We start from the raw sequence: 20412 nt of genomic DNA, 5'->3' as shown, positions 1-20412 counted from the left end.
GAACCGCATCGTTGATGACGAAAGTATCGAAGACATGGTTCAGCCCGGGAAAGGCTGATTGGAAACTCGGATGCGCGGTATTCAGCCGAATCCTGATTTCATCGACGAACTGAAATCCCTGGTTCGTCAAGGTGACGGTCGAATGGAAGGGGCTGTTCTCCGAGTTGATCGTCACGGCCTGGGTGACGACGGACGCCCCGTCACGAAACCCTTCGACCAGAAGATGGCTTCCATATGCGCCGAAATCGATCGTGTGCGATTTGAAGCTGACGAAGCTGAACTCAGCTCCATTGTTAGTTCTAAGTACGAGATTTATTGCGTCGATTGGCCATCCGAAATTCGTATTCTGCGAATATATGTAGGCAGCACCGCCGTCACCGATGACATTCGTTCCCCCTGAAAAACTCCTCATCGAGTCGTCAAAGAACAGACTCGCTCCGCCGTTGCTGAAGCTCGGCAGCTTAGTACCTGCTGCGTTTGCTAAAAAGATCTCGAATGTGAGGCCGTTCGCGTTGAACGTCGCATTGTCGATCGCATCGCCGGCGCTGAAGCCGTTTCCGTCGAAACTGATGACCGCTTGCGGAAGTAGCCCTGTGTAGGACAGCGAAAGCTCGGCGAAGAATGCGCTGCCGGTGTTTACGTCACCGACAGTCTTCTCCAAGTCCCAGTTGCCGCCGAGGTGTTCAGACCCTGTATCGTCCACCGACGCCGCGATATCGGCTCCGGTCAGTCGCGCGAGCTCCGACAGAAACATCTCGCCAGCTGCACCGGCACCGATTCGGCAGCCATACAGATGAATGTCGCCGTCGGCGGCTAGAGCCGCTCCGATCGCCTGGAGGTCGGCGATGCGGCTTGCGAGATCGCCTGCGGTCAGCACGCTCGTCCCGAGCCGCAAAAGCCCTTCGGCGCCGTGAGACACAATGTGAATCGCCGATACGTCTCGCATTGCAGACAGGTGGTCGCGGAGCTGTTCGAGCCCATCCGCGTCAGGCGAGATCAAAACGATGTTTGCGTCGGGGACGACTGCGGCTCGGATGGTTTCCCAATTCGCGATCCCGGTATCGATCACGACGACATGGCGCTCACCGCCGAGCATCGTCGGCTCGTCGATCGCCACAGACAGCGCAGGCTGGTCACCCTGATCATCCACGGCATCGGCATAGGTCGCCGCGCCGGCCGCGTCGAACATGATCCGCGGCTCGAGCGCGAGCGCGAGCGGTGCCCGAGACCACGGGTCGGTGCCCGACCGATGCCGCCAAGCCATGTCGCGAATCCTCTCCGCATCGACGATCGTCGATCGACACCATGCCTCCAATTGCTCAGCCTGCAAAGTGGCGAACGCGCAACAATCGCGCGCCTCTTAACGGCGAATGCCTGCACGCAAGAAAAGTCTAACAGAATCGGGCGCGACCCGTGAACGATAGGGAAACAACTGACGATTAGATGTTGGAAAAAATGCCGCCCTGTGCTCTCTTTCGGCCGACGGTCGCCGAATCAATCAGCGGGCGAGGGCCCGCGGCGGCGGCGCCGAGGAGGGGGAGATGGACGTTTACATTGGGACGATCATGATGTGGGCGCCGAATTTCGCGCCGTTGGGCTGGTCATATTGCAACGGAGCCCTCGTCGCGATCGCGCAGAACCAGGCTCTGTTCGCGCTGTTGGGCACCACCTACGGCGGCAACGGCACGCAGACGTTCGGCCTGCCGGACCTGCGCTCGCGCGCGCCGATGGGCGCCGGAATGGGTCAGGGTCCCGGGTTGAGCACGTATTCGCTTGGGATGATGGCCGGTGTCGAGGACGTCACTCTCATCGCGACGCAGATGCCGCAGCACAATCATCCGGCCGCCGGCTAGGTCGTCGTTAGGAATACGCCCGCAACGTCGAATCAGCCCCAAGCTGGGCAAGTCCTCGGAGCGGCACGGTTCCAGAGCGGGCCGAACGTGACCAACGTGAACGCGTATGCCGCCGCGGACGGCGATGCCGTCACGCTCGCCCCTGGCAGCGTCGCCGTCCAAGTCGGCTTTGCCGGGAGCGGCATGCCCCACGAGAACCGGATGCCCTTCACCGGCGTGAGCTTCATCATCGCCGTGACGGGCATCTTCCCGCCGCGGCCGTGACGCGCCCGCAATGAACGCCGCGCCCGCCTCCCTCGACGAGCTCCACGTGCGCGCCTGCGGGCTCGCGCACGAGGGCTGGCGAGGGCGGCCGGGCGCGTCGCTGTTCTGCGCGAAGGAGGCGCGGGCGGGCAATCTCGCCTGCGCCCACACCATGGCGCGCTACCGCCTGCGCGCGGTGCTCGAGGCGCGCGCCGCACGCGGCGCGGACGGCGCCGAGGCCGATCTCGCGGAATGGCAGGCGCTCGACGCGGCCGTCGGCGCGGCCGATCACGCCCGCTCCAAAGCCGAGAAGAACGGCGACGCATCGGGCGTCGCGGCGGCGATCGCCGCGCACGACGCCGTCGCGGCACGCCTCGCCGCCCTCCTCGCCCGCGCCGCCGGCCCGCTCTGACCCCCCTGGCCTCCCGCGCGCGAATCCTCTACCTCACCGGTAGACGAGGCACGCGCGGGGGGCGTTTCGTGACCACATTCGACGATGCGATCGCGGACGGCTCGCTCGTCCTCCACGCGGACGGGCGCGCGCGCTGCTGGTGGCCGGCGACGGACCCGCTCTACGTCGCCTATCACGACACCGATTGGGGCGTGCCCGAGCGCGAGTCTCGCGCCCTGTTCGAGAAGCTGATCCTCGACGGTTTTCAGGCCGGGCTCTCCTGGATCACCATCCTGCGCAAGCGCGAGGCGTTTCGCGACGCCTTCGCCGGCTTCGACCCGGAGGCGATCGCGCGCTTCACGGAGGCCGACGTCGCGCGGCTGATGGGGAATGCGGGGATCGTGAGGAACCGCGCGAAGATCGAGGCGACGATCCGCGGGGCGCGCGCCTATCTCGCGATCGCGGAGAGGGGCTCCTTTTCCGATTACGTCTGGGGCTTCGTCGACGGGCGTCCCGTGCAGACGAACCTGCGCTCGCGCGCCGAGGCGCCCACCGAGAGCGCGGCCGCGCGGGCTCTGTCGAAGGACTTGAAGGCCCGCGGCTTCGGCTTCTGCGGCCCCACCATCGTCTACGCCTTCATGCAGGCCTGCGGGCTGACGAACGACCACCTCGTCGGCTGCTTCCGCCACGCGGAATGCGCGGCGTTGGCGGAGGGGTTCTGATGGCACGCGTGGCGAGCGCGCCGCGGGGATCGAAAGCGCCGCCGCGGGCTTGGCAGCGCATGCTGTCCGGCCGGCGGCTCGATCTCCTCGATCCCTCGCCCATCGACGTCGAGCTCGAGGACATCGCCCACGGCCTCGCCCGCGTCGCGCGCTGGAACGGGCAGACGCGCGGGGCGCACGTCTTCTCGGTCGCCCAGCACTCGCTCCTCGTGGAGGCCGTCGCCCGCCGCCTCGCGCCGGAGACGACGCGCGAAACGCGGCTCGGAATCCTCCTTCACGACGCGCCCGAATACGTGATCGGCGACATGATCTCGCCCTTCAAGGCCGTGATCGGCGACGTCTACAAGGACACCGAGCGGCGCCTCGCGGCGGCCGTGCGCCTGCATTTCGGCCTGTCCGCCGCGCCGCCGCGCGCGGAGGCCGCGCTCGCCAAGCGCGCCGACCGCACCGCCGCCTTCCTCGAGGCGACGCGGCTCGCCGGCTTCTCGGAGGCGGAGGCGCGCCGCTTCTTCGGCACGCCCGAGGGCGCGCCGCCGGATCTCGAAGCCTGGCTCCCCCCCTGGCCCGCCGACGACGCCGCCCGCCGCTTCAAGGAGCGCTGCAAGGAATTGGCGCATCCCTCCCCGTAGGGGAGGGTGGTCTTTCGAGCGTCGAGCGAGAAAGGCCGGGTGGGGCCCGACGCCTGTCGCGAAATCACGACCCGGGCCCCACCCGACCCCCTCGCTCCGCTCGGGGGCCACCCTCCCCTACGGGGAGGGATTGGGCCGTCGGCCGGAAAACAGCTTGTCGCTCGAAGCGACGAGGGCGCCCGCCACGATCAGCGCGCAGGCGAGCGCGAGAGCCGGGGTCGGATCGGCGAAGCCCGCGACGACGAGGGCGAGCGTCGAGATCACCGGGGCGGCGTAGGAGGCGACGCCGAGGAGGCGGATGTCGCCGCGCTTGACGCCCACGTCCCAGGCGTAGAAGGCGGCTCCCACCGGGCCGAGCCCGAGCGCGAGGATCGCGAGCCATTGCGTCGCGCCCGTCGGCCACACCGTCGTCTCGAAGGCGAGATGGACGGCGAGCGAGAGCGCGGCGGTCGCGAGGCAGAACCCCGCCACGACCTGCGTCGGCACGTCCGCCACGCGCCGCGAGAGCACCGAATAGCCGGCCCAGAACAGAGCCGCCGCGAGCGCGAGGAGGTAGCCCGGCAGGTGCTCGGGCCGCGCGGCGAGGCCCTGTCCCGTCGAGAGGACGACGACGCCGCAGAGGCCGACGAGCGCGCCCGCGACATGGATCGCCCGCAGCCGCTCCCCCGGCAGGAGCCCGGAGAAGACCACGATCAGGAGCGGCCACAGATAGGCGACGAGGGAGGCCTCCGCCGGCGGCGCGAGGCGCAAGGCGCCGAAATAGAGCGCGTGATAGCCGAACAGGCCGCCCACCCCCAGCGCCCAGACCGGCCACGGCTGCACCAGCGCGCGGACCGCCTTCGGCTTGCGCGCGAGCGCGACGCAGCCGACGAGCCCGCCGACGAGGAAGCACATCGCGTTCATCTGAAACGGCGGGATCGCCCCCGACGCCGCGGTGAACAGGGCGAGCAGCCCCCACAGGGCGATCGCGGCGAGGCCGATCAGGGTGGCGAAGGCGGGGGACAAAGCGGAGCGCTCGGGGATCCGTGGCGAAGGGCGCGCACGATGGCGCCGTCGGGGGGCCGTGTCAAAGGGAGCGTGTGGCGGCGCGCCCGCGGATCGATTAGGCTCCGCCCCGCGTGCGGCACGCGAGGGGGAGACGGGCATGGCGGCGGGTGGATATCGGCGTGCGGCGCTCGTGCTCGCGGGGCTTCTCCTCGCGTCCGGCCCGGCCGCGGCCTCGCGCGTGCTGCCCGAGATCGCACCGCCGGCGCCCTCCGTCCTCGCCCCGATCGAGGACGGCGAGGACCTGCCGACCCTCGCCACCGTGCGCCTCGAGGCCCGCCCCGCCGCCCGGCTCGAAGGCCAGGCGCCCTGGGAGGACGCCCATGCCGCGCTCGCCGAGGCCGGCACGCGGCTCGCGCAGGCCCTCGCCGACGCCGGCATCGCCGCCGCCGGCCGCCCGCTCGCGGCCTATCTCACGGGGGACGATGCCGGGTTCGGCTTCGAGGTGCTCCTGCCGCTCGCCCGCGCCCCGACGCCCGAGGAGGTCGCCGCCGCGCAGGAGACCGAGCCCGCGATCGGCTTCGGCGCGACCCGCGGCGGCTACGCCCTGCGCGCGCTGCACGAGGGCCCCTATGCCGAGATCGACGCCACCTACGAGGCGCTGACCGCGGCGCTCGACCGCGACGGGCTGATCGTCGAGGACGTCATCCTGGAGGAATTCCTCACCGACGCGAAGGACGAGGACGATCCGAGCCTGCGGGTGGCGATCTATCTCTTTCCGAAATGAGCGCGCGGCTCAGGGCGCGCTCTCCTCGAGCTCGAAGGTGAGCGTCGTCGACGCGCTCCAGGTCAGCCGCGAGGGGGGCACGATCGGCAGGGCGCGCGCATCGGCGGCGGCGGCGCGGAAGGCCATTTCGGGACGGGGGAAGGAGGGCTGCGCGTCGCCGATGCGCAGGATCCGCCCGAGCGCGACGTCCGCGGCCTCCGCAAGCACCTGCGCCTGACGCCGCGCGTCGGCGACGGCGCGCCGCAACGCCTCGTCCTGCGCTTCCTCCGAGCGCTCGAGCTCGAAGGAGATGCCCTGGAAGGTCATCGCCTGCCCGTCGAGGATCGCCCCCGCGACCTCGCCCGCGCGGTCGACGTCGTCGAGGAGAATCGACAGGCGATGGCTCGCGGTGAAGGGCGGACGCTCGCGCGGCTGCCCGTCGCGGGTGAATTCCTCCGGCGTCTCGAAGACCTGGAAATCGACCGTCGCGACGTCCTCTCGCGCGATGCCGAGCTCCTCGATGCGCGCGAGCGCCGCTTCGCTCGCCTCCCGGTTCGCGGCGACGACTTCGGCCACGCTCGCGCCCCGGTTCACGACCGCGACGAGGATGCGGGCGCGGTCCGGCGCGCGCTCGACCTCGCCCGTCCCGGTCACCGTCACGGAGCCGGGCCGGGCGGGCGTCTCCTGCGCCGAGGCGGCGGCGAAGGGCGCCGTCGCGGCGAGCCCCGCGAGGAGGAGGATTCGGGCGGCACGGAGCGGTCTGCGGCTGGTCATGACGAAGAGTTCCCGATGAGGATTCGGAGGTTGCGCGAGGTCGCGCCGCGATCGTGGCGGGCTGATGGCGCGCTTGCGTGACTCGCATGCCACGGGTCCGCTTAAACGAACCTTAACCCTCTTCCTGGCGGAGTCGCGGGGAGGGTACACTGCGAACGATTCGTCGCAAGGTGAGGCGTCCGGCGGGCTCGTGCCCCGGATCGCCCGCATTGCGATCTCGAGCGAAGGGACGTCGCGAGAATGGACGGGGGCGGGAGCGGGGGTCGGGATGCGGAGGGCGCGCGCGATCCGCGTCCCGTCGCCCGCCTGAGATCGGTCGCGCTCGCGGCCACCGCGCTCGCCGGAGGCCTGGTCGCGGGCCTCTGGGGCGGCACGGCGGCGGCGGACCCGCTCGAGCCGCTCGTCGCCCGCATCGACCCGCAGAGCGCGCTGTCCTTCGCGGTCGTCGCCGGCTCGCTCATCTTCGCGCTCACCACCGCCCTCTTCTACCGGATCGAGCAGCGCCGCTGGACCGCGCGCGAGACGGCTCTGCGCGGCGAGATCGCCGAGCTGCGCGGCGCCAACGATCGTGCCGAGATCGTGATCGGCGCGGAGAGCCAGATCGTCGTCTCCTGGGACGGGCGCGACGCCGAGCCCCGCATCGAGGGCGATCGCGCCGCCCTCGGCCCCGCCGCCGCCGGCCGCAAGCTCCTCGCCTTCGGCGCCTGGCTCGCGCCGAGCGACGCCGGGACGCTGGAGGCCGCCCTCGTGCGCCTGCGCGAGCGCGGCGAGGCCTTCCAGGCGGTTCTCAAGACCCAGGGCGGCGGCTATGTCGACGCGCTGGGCCGGGCGCTCGGCGGGCAGGCGATCCTGCGCCTGCGCGAGGTCACCGGCGATCGCCGCGCGGTGCGCGAGGCCGACGACCGGCTGGCGCGCCAGGGCGCCGAGCTCGACAGCCTGCGCGGGCTGATCGAGGGCCTCGCCCAGCCGGTCTGGCTGCGGGACGCCGAGGGGCGCGTCGCCTGGGCGAACGGCGCCTGGCTCGCGGCCGTCGAGGCGCGCGATCTCGCCGACGCGCGCGCCCGCGGCCTCGACCTCCTCGACCGCGGCACCCGCGAGGCCGCGGCGACCGCGCGCGCGCAGAACCAGGCCTTCCGCGCCCGCGCCGCCGCGATCGTCGCCGGCGCCCGCCGCGTCGTCGACATCGCCGAGACGCCGAGCGGCGCCGGCAGCGCGGGCATCGCCGTCGACGTCACCGAACTCGAGGAGGTCCGCGGCGATCTCGTCCGCCAGATGCAGGCGCACGTGCGCACGCTCGACTACCTGCCGAGCGCGGTCGCGATCTTCGACGCCCGCCAGACGCTCGTCTTCCACAACGCCGCCTATCGTCGGCTGTGGGGATTGGACCAGACCTTCCTCGAGAGCGGCCCCGCCGAGGGCGAGATCCTCGACCGGCTGCGCGCCGACCGCAAGCTGCCCGAGCAGGTGGATTTCCGCCGCTGGAAGGCCGATCTCCTCTCCGCCTACCGGGCGATCGAGCCGCAGGAATCCTGGTGGCACCTGCCCGATCGGCGCACGCTCCACGTCGTCGCCAACCCCAATCCGCAGGGCGGGCTCACCTATCTGTTCGAGGACGTCTCCGAGCACATCCTGCTCGAATCCCGCTACAACGCCCTCATCCGCGTCCAGGGCGAGACGCTCGACGCGCTGGAGGAAGGCGTCGCCGTGTTCGGCTCGGACGGCCGGCTCAAGCTCGCCAACCGCGCCTTCCGCGCGCTCTGGCGGCTCGAGCCGCAGACGGAGGAGGAGCCGCATGTCGAGGCGGTGATCGCCGCCTGCGCCGCGCTCGCTCCCGGAGACGAGGCCTGGAGCGAGATCCGCGCCGCCGTCGCCGGCCAGCCCGACTCGCGCGACGGGCTCGCCCTGCGCCTCGCGCGCCGCGACGGCCTGCATCTCGATTGCGCGATCCAGCCGCTGCCGGACGGCGGCACCCTCGTCGCCTTCGTCGACGTCACCGCGAGCGTCAACGTCGAGCGCGCGCTCATCGAGAAGAACGAGGCGCTCGAGGCCGCCGCGCGCCTGCGCGAGGACTTCGTCCACCACGTCTCCTACGAGCTGCGCTCGCCGCTCACCACCATCATCGGCTTCACCCAACTCCTGGGCGACGGTACCGTCGGCGAGCTCAACGAGCGCCAGAAGGACTATGCCGGGCACATCATGCGCTCGTCGGGCGCGCTGCTCGCCATCGTCAACGACATCCTCGACCTCGCCTCGATCGACACGGGATCGCTCGCGCTCGAGCCCGCGCCGGTCGACATCCGCGAGACGATCGAGGCCGCCGCGCGCGGGCTCGACGACCGCATCGCCGAGCAGGAGATCGTGCTCGAGATCGACGCGCCGCAGGACATCGGCACCTTCGTCGCCGACCCCAAGCGCGTCCGCCAGGTGCTGTTCAACCTCCTCTCGAACGCGATCGGCTTCTCGTCGGCGGGGCAGACGATCCGCGTACGCGCCCGCAGGCAGGCCGGCGACGTGGTGCTCGAAGTCGTCGATTCGGGCCGCGGCATCCCCGAGGCGGTCGCCGCGAAGGTGTTCGACCGCTTCGAGAGCCACACGCTCGGCACCCGCCATCGCGGCGTCGGGCTCGGCCTCTCCATCGTGCGCGCCTTCGTCGAGGCGCATGGCGGGCGGGTGAGCTTGATTTCCGAGCCCGGATCGGGGACCACGGTGACCTGCGTTTTCCCCGCTGACGGCCCGCAACGTCTCGCGGCCGAGTAGCGACACGGACAGGAACATGCCCGAACAAGGCCTCTTGGGTCTCCCGCCCGGCCCGGATCCGCGTCTCCCGGTCTGGGAGGTGGCGCTCGACGACGAGGCGGCGACCGCCGCGCTCGCCCGTTTCGTCGCCGACGAGCTGCGGCCGGGCGACCTCGTCACGCTCTCGGGCGGGCTCGGCGCGGGCAAGACGACGCTCGCGCGGGCGATCGTGCGCGCGCTCGCCGGCGATCCGCGCCTCGAGGTGCCGAGCCCGACCTTCACCCTGATGCAGACCTACGAGACGCCGAGGGGCCCCGTCGTCCACGCCGATTTCTACCGGATCGGCGGCACGGCCGAGCTCGTCGAGATGGGCTGGGAGGAGGCCACCGACGGGGCGATCACGCTGGTCGAATGGCCCGACCGCGCGGCGGGCGCGCTCGGGACGGCGCGGCTCGACGTGACGCTCGACGTCGTCTCGGCCGAGACCCCGCAGGCGCGCGTCGCCATCCTCGTCGGCACCGGCGCCTTCGGCGAGCGGCTCCTGCGGGCCCGCGCGCTCAAGGGCGTGCTCGAGCGCACCGGCTGGCTCGACGCGACCCGCACGCCGCTCCACGGCGACGCGTCGAGCCGCGCCTACGAGCGCCTGAGGAAGCCCGACGGCGAGACCGCGATCCTGATGATCTCCCCGCGCCGTCCCGACGGCCCGCCGATCCGCCAGGGTCGCACCTACAGCGAGATCGCGCGCCTGGCCGAGAGCGTGCACCCCTTCGTGGCCATGGACCGGGCGCTGCGCGCCCTCGGCTTCTCCGCACCCCGGATCTACGGCGAGGCCCTGGACGAGGGATTGCTCCTCATCGAGGATCTCGGCGAGGGACCCGTCGTCGACGCCGCCGGACCGATCCCCGAGCGCTATGCCGAGGCCGTGCGGCTCCTCGTGCGTCTGCACACGACGACGCTGCCGCACGTGCTGCCCGTCGCCGACGAGATCGAGCACGTCATCCCCGCCTACGATGCCCAGGCGCTCGCCATCGAGGTCGAGCTCCTCCTCGACTGGTACATGCGCCACGCGCTCGGCACCGAGATCTCCGGGTCGGCCCGGGCCGACTTCGTCAATGCCTGGGGCGAGGCGATCGAGGAGGTGCTCGCGCAGCCGACCACCTGGACCCTGCGCGACTTCCACTCGCCGAACCTGATCTGGCTCCCCGAGCGCGAGGGCGTCGCCCGGGTCGGCCTCATCGATTTCCAGGACGCGACCCTCGGCCACCCGGCCTACGACCTCGTCTCGCTCCTGCAGGACGCGCGGGTGACGGTGCCGCCCGATCTCGAATTGAAGCTCCTCTCGCTCTACGCCCGCGAGCGGCGCGTGCGCGAGCCCGGCTTCGACGTCGCCGCCTTCGCGCGGTCCTACGCCATCCTCGGCGCCCAGCGCGCGACGAAGATCCTCGGCATCTTCACGCGGCTCGACAGGCGCGACCGCAAGAGCGGCTATCTCGGCCACATCCCCCGCGTCGAGACCTACCTGACCCGCAACCTCGCCCATCCGGCGCTCGCGCGGGTGAAGGCCTGGTACGCGACGCACGCGCCGCGCCTCGCGGGCGGCGACGCCGCCGGGCACGCCGCCGGAGACCCCTCGTGAACGTCCGCCCCACCACGGCCATGGTGCTCGGAGCCGGCTACGGACGGCGCCTGCGCCCTCTCACCACCACCGCGCCGAAGCCGCTGATCGAGGTCGGCGGGCGCGCGCTGATCGATCATGCGCTCGATCGGCTGGCGCAGGCCGGCGTCGAGACCGCGATCGTCAACGTGCACTATCTCGCCGACCTGATGGAGGCGCATCTCGCCCGCCGCGACGCCGCGCCGCGCGTCGTCGTCTCGAACGAGCGCGAGCGGCTCCTCGACACCGGGCTCGGTACCAAGCGCGCGCTGCCGAGCCTCGGGGCGGGGCCCTTCCTCGTGCACAACACGGATTCGATCTGGCTCGAGGGCCCGCGCTCCAATATCGAGCGCCTGATCGAATTCTACGATCCCGACCGCATGGACGTCGCGCTCCTCCTCGCGGCGACCGTGACGAGCGTCGGCTTCGACCAGCCCGGCGATTTCGACATGGATGCCGACGGGCGGCTGGCGCGCCGCGCCGAGCGGCGGGTGACGCCCTTCGCCTATGCCGGCGTCGCGATCCTCCACGCCGGGCTCTTCGCCGACACGCCCGACGAGCCCTTCTCGCTCAACCTGCTGTTCGATCGCGCCCTCGCGCGCGGCCGCCTCTTCGGCCTGCGCCTCGACGGGATCTGGCTGCATGTCGGCGATCCGCACGCCCATGCTCAGGCGCAAAAACGGATCGAAGGCCGCGAATGACGGGGCAAGAGCCGCGCTGGACGCTGCGTCGTTAGGCGGTTCTTAAACGCACGTCGCTAAGTTTGCCTTCGTCTTCCGCTGGGGCGAACGCAACCATGCATATCGTCGTCGTCGACACGAGCCGTGTCGTTCTCAAGGTCGTCGCGGGCATGCTCGAGCCGCGCGGACACCGGGTCGACGTCTTCACCGACAGCCGCGAGGCGCTCGCCCACGTGACCGACACGCCGAGCGTCGACGCGCTGATCACGAGCCTGGAGACGCGCCCCATCGCCGGCTTCGAGCTGTGCTGGTCGGCCCGATTGCTGGCCGAGGAGCGCCGTCCGCTCTACATCATCGCGATGTCCTCGCTCAAGAACGTGCGCAACCTCTCCGAGGCGCTCGATTCGGGCGCCGACGACTTCATCTCGAAGCCGCCCGTCGCCGAGGAGCTGCAGGCGCGCCTGCGCGCGGCCCAACGCGTCACGGGCATGCAGCGCGAGCTGATCAAGCTCGCCGAGACCGATTCCTTGTCGGGCCTCTACAATCACGGCGCCTTCGTGCGCCGGCTCGCCGATGCCGCGCGTCGGCAGGGCGACCACGGCCGGCTCTCCCTCGTCCTGATGGACATGGACCATTTCAAGACGATCAACGACGGCCACGGCCACGATGTCGGCGACGCCACCATCCGCGCGGTGGGCGCGCTGCTCGCCGAATACGCCGCTGCGTCGGGGGGCTTCGCCGGGCGCATGGGCGGCGAGGAATTCGCCATCGGTCTGCCGGGCAAGCGCGGGCTCGAAGGCGCCGAGGTGGCGAAGGGCCTGCGCGAGCGTCTGTCCCAGCTGCGGGTGCGCGGCCGCACCGGTCCCCTGCGCGTCTCCGCGAGCTACGGGGTGAGCGAGTGGTCCGACGGCGAGACCGTCGAGGGCCTCCTCAAGCGCGCCGACATCGCGCTCTACGACGCCAAGTCTTCCGGCCGCGACCGCGTGATGAGCGCCTTCGCCGATCTCCACGTCGCCCGCGTGGGTTGACGGCCCGCCGCAGCCCCCGATCCTTAGCCGGGGGTGGATCATCGCAGGAACCCCTTTCTCCGGGAAAGGTTTGCAATCCGTCGCGGCATCGGATCTGGATGGCGCCGTGTCCAAGTCCACGGAGCCGCGCGATGTCTCCCCCCGATCAAGACGCCCCGATCGACGACGCGGGCGCTGCCGATGCGATCGGCGACGCCGCGCCCACCGACAGCCCGATCGCGCCCCTGCGCGAGATCGAGCTGAAGCTCGATCTCGACCGGACCGCCCTCGACGCCCTGCGCGGGCACGCGGCCTTCGCCGCCGCGCTCGCGAAGGCGAAGGCGCCGCGGCGCCTCCTCGCCACCTATTTCGACACGCCCGACGGACGGCTCGCCGCGCACGGCGCGAGCCTGCGCATCCGCCGCGAGGGCCGCGTCCGCATCCAGACGCTGAAGATCGGCTCGGGCGCCGCGGCCGGCTTGTTCGATCGCGACGAATGGGAGGTGCGGGTCGCCGGCGACACGCTCGATTTCGACGCCCTCGCCGCGACGCCGCTCGCGAAGCTGTTCGCGAAGCGCAAGGTCCGTGCCGCGCTCGCGCCGCTCTACGCGGTCGAGACCCGCAGGCGCATCCTCTCCCTCGACGAATCCGGCGCGCAGGCGCGCCTCGTCCTCGACGAGGGCACGGTCCGCGTGGGCGAGCGTAGCGAGCCCTTCTGCGAGATCGAGCTCGAGCTGGTCCAGGGCACCCACGCCGATCTCTTCCGCATCGCGCGCGGCCTCGCCGAGGCGGCGCCCCTGTCGCTCGGCACGCGCTCGAAGGCGCAGCGCGGAGCGGCGCTCGCGGCGGGCGAGGGCCCGCGGATCGTCAAGCAGGTGCCGCCGGGCCTCACACCCGCCATGTCCGCCGGCGAGGCCTTCCAGGCGATCGCCCGCGCCTGCCTGAAGCAGCTTGCCGGCAACGAGGCGGCTTTGCGCGAGCAGCGCGCGCCGGGCGCCGTGCACCAGTCGCGCGTCGCGCTCCGGCGCCTGCGGGCGGCGCTCTCGCTGTTCGCGCCGATCCTCGAGGAGGGGCCGCGCCGCGCCCTCTCGGCCGAGCTGAAATGGATGGCCGACCAGCTCGGCGCCGCGCGCGATCTCGACGTCGTGATCGCGACCGTGGTGGAGCCGATGCGCGCCGGCGATCCCGAGGATCCCGCGCTCGTGCGCCTGTCGGAGGCCTTCGCCGCGCGGAGGGAGGAGGCCTTCGCCGGTGCGCTCGCCGCCTCGTCGAGCGCGCGCTACCGGCTGATGCAGATCGACGCGGCCGCCTTCGTCGAGGCCGGCAATTGGCGCGAGGGGGCGAACGCGACCCGCGACGAGCCCGTCGCGCGCTTCGCCCGGCGCAGCCTGCGCAAGCGCGCGGCGAAGGTGCTCGCGGGCCTCGGCTGCACGCCCACCGCCAAGCCCGGCCGGCGCGACACCCTCGCCGAGCCGATCGGCAAGGGCGCCGCCCGGCGCGCGCTCGCGGCTTTGTCGATCGAGGCGCGGCACGATCTGCGCATCGCGGTGAAGAAGCTGCGCTACGCGACCGAGTTCTTCGCCGGCATCTTCGTCGGCGGCGAGGCCGGCGATCTCTCCGCCAAGGCGGCGGGCGCGCGCCACGAGGCGACGCTCGACGCGCTCGAGGCGCTCCAGGAGGATCTCGGCGCGCTCAACGATCTCGCGGTCGGGGATCGGCTCGCGGCGAGCTTCCCAGAGCCGGACCCGCTCCTCGCCGAGGGCCTCGCGCGGCTCGCCCGGCCGGACGCCGAGGACGCGGCCGCCGAGCATCTCGCCGCGGCGGCGAAGGCGGTGAAGCGGCTGGCTTCCGCGAAACCCTTCTGGGCGTGAGCGCCGGAGGCGTTTCCATCGGACGGCGCGAGGCTCTATAGAGGCCCGGCGGCGCACGACGATCCCTCGCGCCGTCGCGATTCGCGCCGCGAGAGGCCGCCGACGAGGAGCCGATCGATGTCCCCCGCAGACGACGCGACCGCCGGCCTCGCGCCGCGCCGGCTCGCCCTCGACGGCGTCGCCGAGACGCTGCGCGCGAAGACGTCGCTCGACGACGTCCTCGCCGCCCGCGGCGCCCGCCTCGCGATGGAGCCGCGCGACCGGGCGCTCGCCCGCGCGATCGCGGTCGCCACGATGCGCCGGCTCGGCACGATCCGCACGGCGATCGCGCAGCGGCTCGACCGTCCGGTGGAGGATCCCCGCCTCGAGGCGCTCCTCGCGATCGGCGCCGCGCAGATCCTGTTCCTCGACGTGCCCGACCATGCCGCCGTCGGCACGGCCGTCGCCATCGCGAGCGCGGATCGGCGGCTCGCGCGGGCGGGGGGCCTCGTCAACGCGGTGCTGCGCCGGATCGCGCGCGAGGCGGAGGCGATCCGCGCCGAGGCGGCGGCCGATCCGATGCGCGATACTCCCGATTGGCTCGCCGCGCGCTGGCGCAAGACCTACGGCGCGGACGTCGCCGGAGCGATCGCGCGCGCCTGCCGAGCGGAGGCCGATCTCGACCTCACGACCCGCGGGGACCCCGCCGAATGGGTCGCCCCGCTCGACGCGATCCTCCTGCCGACGGGGAGCCTGCGCCTGCGCCAACGCACGCCGGTGCCGGATCTGCCCGGCTATGCGGAGGGCGCCTGGTGGGTGCAGGACGCCGCCGCCGCGATGCCCGCGCGGCTGCTCGCGCCGCGGCCGGGCGAGCGGATCGCCGATCTGTGCGCCGCGCCCGGCGGCAAGACGGCGCAGCTCGCCGCCGCCGGCGCGCGGGTCCTCGCCGTCGACCGCTCCCGCGAGCGGCTCGCGCGGCTCGAGGAGAACCTCGCGCGGCTGCGGCTCGAAGCCGAGATCCGCGTCGCCGACGCCACCGCTCTGCCCGAGCGCGAGGCCTTCGACGCCGTCCTCGTCGACGCGCCCTGCTCCTCGACCGGCACGCTGCGCCGGCATCCCGACGTCGCCTGGACGAAGAGCGAGGCGGACATCGCGGCGCTCGCGGCGATCCAGACGCGCCTGATCGACGCCGCGATCGCGCTCGTGCGGCCCGGAGGGCGGATCGTGTACTGCACCTGCTCGCTCGAGCCGGAGGAGGGCGAGGCGCAGGCGCGCACCGCGCTCGAGCAGCATCCGGGTCTCGTCCGCGAGCCGATCCGGCCCGAGGAGGTCGGCGGCCTCGCCGCCGCCGTGACGCGCAAGGGCGACCTGCGCATCCTACCGAGCCATGCGCTCCTGCCCGAGGCGCCGGGGCTCGACGGCTTCTTCGCCGCCCGCTTCCGACGCGCCTCGACCTGATCGACGGGACGTCTCCCGCGAAATTTCGGAGGATGGAGGCTTTCGCGTTGACCCGCCGTTAACCCTGAGGACGCTCATTCTCGTATCGGGGCCAGACGAGGGGACGACGTGACCAACACGCCGGACGTTTGGCGGCTCATCCGGATCGCGCTCGGGGAAGCGGGCCGGACGCTGCGCATCGGCGCCGCGGGCCTGATCGGGCTCGGGGCGGTGCGACCGCGCACGCCCGATCGGCTCCTGATCGTGCCCCCCGACCTGCGCACGAGCGACGCCACCATCGCCGACGACATCTATGCGGGCTCCTACGTCTTCGCGGGCCGGGCCGTCGCGACCGGCGGGCGCTCGCCCTTTCTCGCCGAGCCGCCCTCCGACGGCTGGGCGGACACGCTGTGGGGCTTCTCCTGGCTGCGTCATCTGAGCGCCGCCGACACCGCCCTGGCGCGCGCCAATGCCCGCGCCCTCGTCGACGAGTTCCTGCGCCTCGCGCGGGGGCCGCGGCTGCGCAAGCCGGAGGTCGCGGCGCGGCGGGTGATCTCCTTCCTCAGCCAGTCGCCGCTCGTGCTCGACGGCGCGGACCACGCCTTCTACCAGCGCTTCATGCGCCAGATCGCCCGCGACCTGCGCATCGTCGCGCGCGCCGCGACGGCCCATCCGCGCCCGATCGTGCGGCTGCAGGCCTCGATCGCGCTCGCTTATGCCGGGCTCACCTGCGAGGGCTGCGCGACCATGGGGCGGCAGGCGACGAAGCTCGTCCGGCGCGAGCTCGACGCGCAGATCCTCGCCGACGGCGGTCATGTCGGACGCAACCCCCGTGCGGTGCTGGACCTCCTCCTCGATCTCCTACCCCTCAAGCAGGTCTACCTCGCCCGCGGCCTCGAGCCCCCCGATGCGCTGATCAAGGCGATCGACCGGATGCCGCCGATGCTGCGGCTCCTGCGCCACGGGGACGGCACGCTCAGCCATTTCAACGGCATGGGCTCGACGCCCGTCGACCACCTGACGATGCTCCTGTTCTACGACGAGGGCCGCGCGAGCCCGCTCCAGCGCGGGCTCCTGTCGGGCTACGAGCGGATGGAGGCGGGGCGGCTCGTCCTCGTCGCCGATGTCGGCGCGCCGCCGCCGCCGGTCTTCGCCGCCGACGCGACCGCGGGCGCGCTCTCCTTCGAGCTGTCGAGCGGGGAGGCGCGGATCGTCGTCAATATCGGCCTGCCGCGCGACCTCACGGACCCTCTCGCGCAGCCCGCCCGCACCACCCCCGCGCATTCGACGATCACCCTGGAAGACGCCTCGAGCGCGACCTTCGCGACGCAGGCCCGCGGTGCGATCGGCCGGCTCGCCGCCGCCTATGCCGTCCGGCGCCTCGGTCCGGTCGTGGTCGACGGGCCCTCCGAGGTCCACGTCGCGCGCCCCGGCCCGCACGTGCTCGAAGCCCGTCACGACGGCTATGCGCGCGCCTTCGGGCTCGTCCACGAGCGGCGCTGGAGCGCGGCGGCGGACGGCTCCCGCGTCGCCGGCAGCGACACGCTCGTGGGGAACGGCAAGGCCGGCCGCGCGCAGGCGCGCTTCCATCTGCACCCCTCGGTGCGCGCGAGCCTCGCCCAGGGCGGCCGCGTGGTCCTGCTCGCGCTCGCCAACGGAGAGACCTGGCAATTCGTGCTGGAGGAGCCCGAGGCGGGCGTCGCGGCAGCCCTCGAAGACAGCCTCTACCTCTCCGCGACGGACGGCGCCCGCCGCGCCCGCCAGATCGTCGTCGCCTTCGACCCGCGCGCGACCACCCGCCTCGCCTGGCGCTTCGAGCGGCTCACGACGTCGGGGCGGTGACGGGCCTCTCGCGCGACGCCGGTCGACGGCTCGGCGCGCGCGGTCGCGCTCACTCCGCCGCTGCGCGGGCGCGCCGGGGCGCGCGCTCGGCGATCCCCGCCGCCTCGAGCGCCTGCGGGATCGGCCCGCCCGTCGCCCAGTCGAGCAATTCTGCGGTGTGGACGATGGGGATGTCGGTGCCCTTCCCGATCTGGGTCATGCAGCCGATATTGCCGGTGGCGATCAGGTCGGGCTTCGTGCGCTCGATATTGGCGACCTTGCGGGCGCGCAGCTGCGCCGCGATCTCCGGTTGAAGGATGTTGTAGGTCCCGGCCGAGCCGCAGCAGATATGGCCCTCGGGCACGTCCTTGACGACGAAGCCCGCCTTCTTGAGGAGCGTCTTCGGCTCGGTGCGGATCTGCTGGCCGTGCTGCATCGAGCAGGCGGAATGATAGGCGACCGTGAGGTGCGAGACGTCGCGCGCGGGGTCGACGATCTTCAGGCTCGTCACGTATTCGCTCACGTCGCGGGCCAGCGCCGAGACGCGGGCGGCCTTGTCCGCCCAGGCCGGGTCGTCGCGGAACATGAAGCCGTAATCCTTGATCGTGGTGCCGCAGCCCGACGCCGTGATCACGATCGCGTCGAGCCCCTCGCCCTCGATCTCGCGCGTCCACGCCTCGATCGCCTGCTTGGCGAGCGCGTGGCCGTCATGCGCGCGGCCCATATGGTGGACGATGGCGCCGCAGCAGCCCTCGTCCTTCGCCTGCACGACCTCGATGCCCGCGCGGGTGAGGAGGCGCACGGTCGCCTCGTTGATGCCGGGATCGAGGACGCGCTGGGCGCAGCCCTGCAGGATCGCGACGCGCCCGCGCCGCTCGCCTTGCGCGGCATGAACCATCGCCCCGTCGCTCGCCGCGCGGCCCGGCAGCGGGAAGGGGGCGAGCGAGAGCATCGCGGCAAGCCGCGGGCCCACGCCGGGAATCGCGGCCAAGAACCCCGCGAGCGGCCGCCCGAGCGTCGCGCCCATCAAAGCGAGGCGGAAGCGGTTCGGGTAGGGCAGCACCTTGGCGAGAATCGTGCGCACCAGCCGGTCGTGCCAGGAGCGGGTATGCGTCTCCTCGATATAGGCGCGGGCATGGCCGACGAGGTGCATGTAATGCACGCCGGACGGACAGGTCGTCATGCAGGAGAGGCAGGACAGGCAGCGGTCGACATGCTTGACGACTTCCGCCGTCGCCGGCTTGCCGTTCTCGAGCATGTCCTTCATCAGGTAGATGCGCCCGCGCGGGCTGTCGAGCTCGTCGCCGAGCAGGAGATAGGTCGGGCAGGTCGCGGTGCAGAAGCCGCAATGCACGCAGGTGCGCAGGATCTTCTCCGATTCCCGCATGGCGGGATCGGCGAGCTGCTCGGGGGTGAAGTTGGTCTGCATCGCCTGAACCTTCGCCTTTTTGCACGCCGTTACGAAATTCCCACCGCTGTCATCCCGGACGCCGAAGGCGATCCGGGACCCATCAACTCGACGTTTGCCCGAGCGCGCATGCCGCGCTCGCGTCTCGACGGATGAGCGGGTCACCCCCGAGAAACGCAGCCTACAGGCTGCGACTGAACCGTCGCGGATCTGGTTCCCGGATCGCCTTCGGCGTCCGGGATGACACACGTGAGACGATCCATCCCCTCACACCCCCGCATACATCCGCCCGGGATTGAAGATCCCATGCGGGTCGATGCTCGTCTTGATGCCCTTGGTGATCCGCATCAACGGCTCGGAGAGCGGCTCGAAGACGTCGATCGCGGCGCGCAGGTCGGCGGGCGCGCGGATCAGGGTCGCGTAGCCGCCATGCGCGCGCGTCGCGCGGCGCACGAGGTCGGCTGCGGCCGCGCTCGCCTCGACGGCGAGCCAGACGAGCCCGCCGCCCCAATCGTAGAGCGCGCGCGCGTCCGTCTCGGCCGCGATCGCGGCGACCAGAGCGGGGCCGCGGGTCGGCGCCGTCGAGATCCGCCACACGGCGCGATCGGCGGGCGTGACGAGGGGCGCCACGTCGCGCACGCCGCGCCAAATCCCCTCGCCGTCCGCGCCCTCGACGATTGCCGGCTCGCCGTAATCCGCGAGCAGGCGGCGCAGCTCGCCGAGGCGATAGGTCACCGAGGCGTCGAAGCCCTCGATGCGCACGAGCGTGCGCGCGCCCTCCCCGTCCGCGCCCGGCAGATGCGCCGCGCCTGTCGCCTCGAAGGGCGAGCCCAGCGCCGCGCAGAGCGCCGCGACCCCGCTCACGTCGTCGAGGCCGGAATAGACGAGCGTCGCCGTGCGCTGCGGCACCGGCAGCACCTTGAAGATCACCTCGGTGAGGACGCCCAACGTGCCGTAGGCGCCGGCCTGGAGCTTGACGAGGTCGAGCCCGGTGACGTTCTTCATCACCCGCCCGCCATTCTTGATCGCCTCGCCGCGCCCGTTGACGAAGCGCACGCCGATCAGCGCGTCGCGCGCCGCGCCGGCCTGGATGCGGCGCGGGCCCGACAGGTTCGCGGCGGCGAGCGCGCCGATCGTCGGCGTCCCCGCGCTCCCCATCAGCGCGCGAAGATCGGGCGGCTCGAAGGCGAGACGCTGGCCCTTCTCCCCGAGCGCGGCCTCGACCTCGGCGACGGGCGTGCCGGCGCGCGCGCCGATCACGAGCTCGGCCGGCTCGTAGAGCGTGATCCCGGCGAGCGCGCGGGTCGAGAGGGTCGCTTGCGTCTGGGCCGGGCGGCCGATCCCGGCCTTGGTGTCGCCGCCGCAGACGCAGAGCAGCGTGCGCGAGGCGACCGCCTCGGCGACGAGGCCTGCGACCTCGTCTTCGCTCGTCGGGACGTGGAGCGTCATCGAAGCGT

At 72.3% G+C, this 20412-nt stretch carries 19 protein-coding genes and 1 pseudogene; 15 read left to right on the top strand and 5 right to left on the bottom strand.

What is annotated here, in order from left to right:
* The first annotated feature begins 70 nt into the window (after window positions 1–70).
* Entirely contained in the window at window positions 71–400 is a 330-nt protein-coding gene (locus ACK4UM_RS08775) for a hypothetical protein (protein ID WP_409797935.1), read from the top strand.
* A gap of 243 nt (window positions 401–643) precedes the next feature.
* Here the strand turns inward: ACK4UM_RS08775 and ACK4UM_RS08770 are convergent.
* Window positions 644–1036, bottom strand: a pseudogene (locus tag ACK4UM_RS08770) (DUF4347 domain-containing protein); the annotation flags it as partial.
* Here ACK4UM_RS08770 and ACK4UM_RS08765 point away from each other — a divergent pair.
* From ACK4UM_RS08765 to ACK4UM_RS08740, 6 genes are all read left to right on the top strand, one after another.
* A complete protein-coding gene (locus ACK4UM_RS08765) occupies window positions 923–1417 on the top strand; it encodes a hypothetical protein (protein WP_409797933.1) in 495 nt (164 codons plus the stop codon). The pseudogene ACK4UM_RS08770 and the gene ACK4UM_RS08765 sit on opposite strands and share 114 nt — an antisense overlap.
* A 124-nt stretch (window positions 1418–1541) precedes the next feature.
* A complete protein-coding gene (locus ACK4UM_RS08760) occupies window positions 1542–1853 on the top strand; it encodes a phage tail protein (protein WP_409797866.1) in 312 nt (103 codons plus the stop codon).
* An 87-nt stretch (window positions 1854–1940) separates the two neighbouring features.
* Window positions 1941–2117, top strand: coding sequence for a hypothetical protein (locus ACK4UM_RS08755; protein ID WP_409797864.1), 177 nt, complete (start codon window positions 1941–1943; stop codon window positions 2115–2117).
* 10 nt (window positions 2118–2127) lie between these two features.
* On the top strand, window positions 2128–2508 hold the full coding sequence (locus tag ACK4UM_RS08750; protein ID WP_409797862.1) for a hypothetical protein: 381 nt from the start codon (window positions 2128–2130) through the stop codon (window positions 2506–2508).
* A gap of 89 nt (window positions 2509–2597) precedes the next feature.
* Complete coding sequence (locus ACK4UM_RS08745) at window positions 2598–3209, top strand: DNA-3-methyladenine glycosylase I (RefSeq protein ID WP_409797927.1); 612 nt, start codon at window positions 2598–2600, stop codon at window positions 3207–3209.
* Window positions 3209–3838: an HD domain-containing protein gene (locus ACK4UM_RS08740; RefSeq protein WP_409797861.1), complete on the top strand. Its 630-nt coding sequence runs from the start codon at window positions 3209–3211 to the stop codon at window positions 3836–3838. The genes ACK4UM_RS08745 and ACK4UM_RS08740 overlap by 1 nt, the downstream gene beginning before the upstream one ends.
* 117 nt (window positions 3839–3955) lie before the next feature.
* On the opposite strand, the gene ACK4UM_RS08735 is transcribed toward ACK4UM_RS08740, so the two are convergent.
* On the bottom strand, window positions 3956–4843 hold the full coding sequence (locus ACK4UM_RS08735; protein WP_409797859.1) for a DMT family transporter: 888 nt from the start codon (window positions 4841–4843) through the stop codon (window positions 3956–3958).
* A 139-nt stretch (window positions 4844–4982) separates the two neighbouring features.
* Here ACK4UM_RS08735 and ACK4UM_RS08730 point away from each other — a divergent pair, with 139 nt between their 5' ends.
* Window positions 4983–5609, top strand: coding sequence for an AraC family transcriptional regulator (locus ACK4UM_RS08730; protein ID WP_409797857.1), 627 nt, complete (start codon window positions 4983–4985; stop codon window positions 5607–5609).
* A 9-nt stretch (window positions 5610–5618) separates the two neighbouring features.
* Here the strand turns inward: ACK4UM_RS08730 and ACK4UM_RS08725 are convergent, their stop codons facing one another.
* Window positions 5619–6362, bottom strand: coding sequence for an SIMPL domain-containing protein (locus ACK4UM_RS08725; protein ID WP_409797855.1), 744 nt, complete (start codon window positions 6360–6362; stop codon window positions 5619–5621).
* A 240-nt stretch (window positions 6363–6602) separates the two neighbouring features.
* Here ACK4UM_RS08725 and ACK4UM_RS08720 point away from each other — a divergent pair, with 240 nt between their 5' ends.
* From ACK4UM_RS08720 to ACK4UM_RS08690, 7 genes are all read left to right on the top strand, one after another.
* Entirely contained in the window at window positions 6603–9119 is a 2517-nt protein-coding gene (locus ACK4UM_RS08720) for an ATP-binding protein (RefSeq protein ID WP_409797853.1), read from the top strand.
* Between the two features lie 16 nt (window positions 9120–9135).
* Complete coding sequence (gene tsaE, locus ACK4UM_RS08715) at window positions 9136–10734, top strand: tRNA (adenosine(37)-N6)-threonylcarbamoyltransferase complex ATPase subunit type 1 TsaE (protein WP_409797851.1); 1599 nt, start codon at window positions 9136–9138, stop codon at window positions 10732–10734.
* 20 nt (window positions 10735–10754) lie between these two features.
* Window positions 10755–11453: a nucleotidyltransferase family protein gene (locus ACK4UM_RS08710; RefSeq protein WP_409797925.1), complete on the top strand. Its 699-nt coding sequence runs from the start codon at window positions 10755–10757 to the stop codon at window positions 11451–11453.
* A gap of 95 nt (window positions 11454–11548) precedes the next feature.
* The gene (locus tag ACK4UM_RS08705; protein WP_409797849.1) at window positions 11549–12460 is read left to right on the top strand and encodes a diguanylate cyclase domain-containing protein; all 912 of its coding nucleotides are present in this window, start codon (window positions 11549–11551) and stop codon (window positions 12458–12460) included.
* A gap of 131 nt (window positions 12461–12591) precedes the next feature.
* Window positions 12592–14310 carry a CHAD domain-containing protein gene (locus tag ACK4UM_RS08700; RefSeq protein WP_409797847.1) on the top strand — a complete coding sequence of 573 codons (1719 nt, stop codon included), beginning with the start codon at window positions 12592–12594 and terminating at the stop codon, window positions 14308–14310.
* A gap of 117 nt (window positions 14311–14427) precedes the next feature.
* A complete protein-coding gene (locus ACK4UM_RS08695; protein WP_409797845.1) occupies window positions 14428–15747 on the top strand; it encodes an RsmB/NOP family class I SAM-dependent RNA methyltransferase in 1320 nt (439 codons plus the stop codon).
* 108 nt (window positions 15748–15855) lie between these two features.
* Entirely contained in the window at window positions 15856–17568 is a 1713-nt protein-coding gene (locus ACK4UM_RS08690) for a heparinase II/III family protein (protein ID WP_409797843.1), read from the top strand.
* A gap of 49 nt (window positions 17569–17617) precedes the next feature.
* On the opposite strand, the gene glcF is transcribed toward ACK4UM_RS08690, so the two are convergent.
* Window positions 17618–18976: a glycolate oxidase subunit GlcF gene (gene glcF / locus ACK4UM_RS08685; protein ID WP_409797841.1), complete on the bottom strand. Its 1359-nt coding sequence runs from the start codon at window positions 18974–18976 to the stop codon at window positions 17618–17620.
* A gap of 246 nt (window positions 18977–19222) precedes the next feature.
* Window positions 19223–20404, bottom strand: coding sequence for a glycolate oxidase subunit GlcE (gene glcE, locus ACK4UM_RS08680; protein ID WP_409797840.1), 1182 nt, complete (start codon window positions 20402–20404; stop codon window positions 19223–19225).
* Window positions 20405–20412: the final 8 nt, after the last annotated feature.

Origin of the sequence: Salinarimonas sp. (assembly GCF_046292825.1) — a bacterium.
Classification (GTDB): Bacteria; Pseudomonadota; Alphaproteobacteria; order Rhizobiales; family Beijerinckiaceae; genus Salinarimonas.
The sequence above is the reverse complement of the archived record's forward strand: the minus strand, read 5'-3'. Positions and strand labels throughout refer to the sequence as shown.

Excerpts from the sequence above, each read along its gene's own strand:
- ACK4UM_RS08775 (WP_409797935.1), top strand. The coding sequence starts at position 71 with ATGCGCGGTATTCAGCCGAATCCTGATTTCATCGACGAACTGAAATCC.
- ACK4UM_RS08760 (WP_409797866.1), top strand. The coding sequence starts at position 1,542 with ATGGACGTTTACATTGGGACGATCATGATGTGGGCGCCGAATTTCGCG.
- ACK4UM_RS08750 (WP_409797862.1), top strand. The coding sequence starts at position 2,128 with ATGAACGCCGCGCCCGCCTCCCTCGACGAGCTCCACGTGCGCGCCTGC.
- ACK4UM_RS08740 (WP_409797861.1), top strand. The coding sequence starts at position 3,209 with ATGGCACGCGTGGCGAGCGCGCCGCGGGGATCGAAAGCGCCGCCGCGG.
- ACK4UM_RS08730 (WP_409797857.1), top strand. The coding sequence starts at position 4,983 with ATGGCGGCGGGTGGATATCGGCGTGCGGCGCTCGTGCTCGCGGGGCTT.
- ACK4UM_RS08725 (WP_409797855.1), bottom strand. The coding sequence starts at position 6,362 with ATGACCAGCCGCAGACCGCTCCGTGCCGCCCGAATCCTCCTCCTCGCG.
- ACK4UM_RS08720 (WP_409797853.1), top strand. The coding sequence starts at position 6,603 with ATGGACGGGGGCGGGAGCGGGGGTCGGGATGCGGAGGGCGCGCGCGAT.
- tsaE (WP_409797851.1), top strand. The coding sequence starts at position 9,136 with ATGCCCGAACAAGGCCTCTTGGGTCTCCCGCCCGGCCCGGATCCGCGT.
- ACK4UM_RS08710 (WP_409797925.1), top strand. The coding sequence starts at position 10,755 with ATGGTGCTCGGAGCCGGCTACGGACGGCGCCTGCGCCCTCTCACCACC.
- ACK4UM_RS08705 (WP_409797849.1), top strand. The coding sequence starts at position 11,549 with ATGCATATCGTCGTCGTCGACACGAGCCGTGTCGTTCTCAAGGTCGTC.
- ACK4UM_RS08700 (WP_409797847.1), top strand. The coding sequence starts at position 12,592 with ATGTCTCCCCCCGATCAAGACGCCCCGATCGACGACGCGGGCGCTGCC.
- ACK4UM_RS08695 (WP_409797845.1), top strand. The coding sequence starts at position 14,428 with ATGTCCCCCGCAGACGACGCGACCGCCGGCCTCGCGCCGCGCCGGCTC.
- glcF (WP_409797841.1), bottom strand. The coding sequence starts at position 18,976 with ATGCAGACCAACTTCACCCCCGAGCAGCTCGCCGATCCCGCCATGCGG.
- glcE (WP_409797840.1), bottom strand. The coding sequence starts at position 20,404 with ATGACGCTCCACGTCCCGACGAGCGAAGACGAGGTCGCAGGCCTCGTC.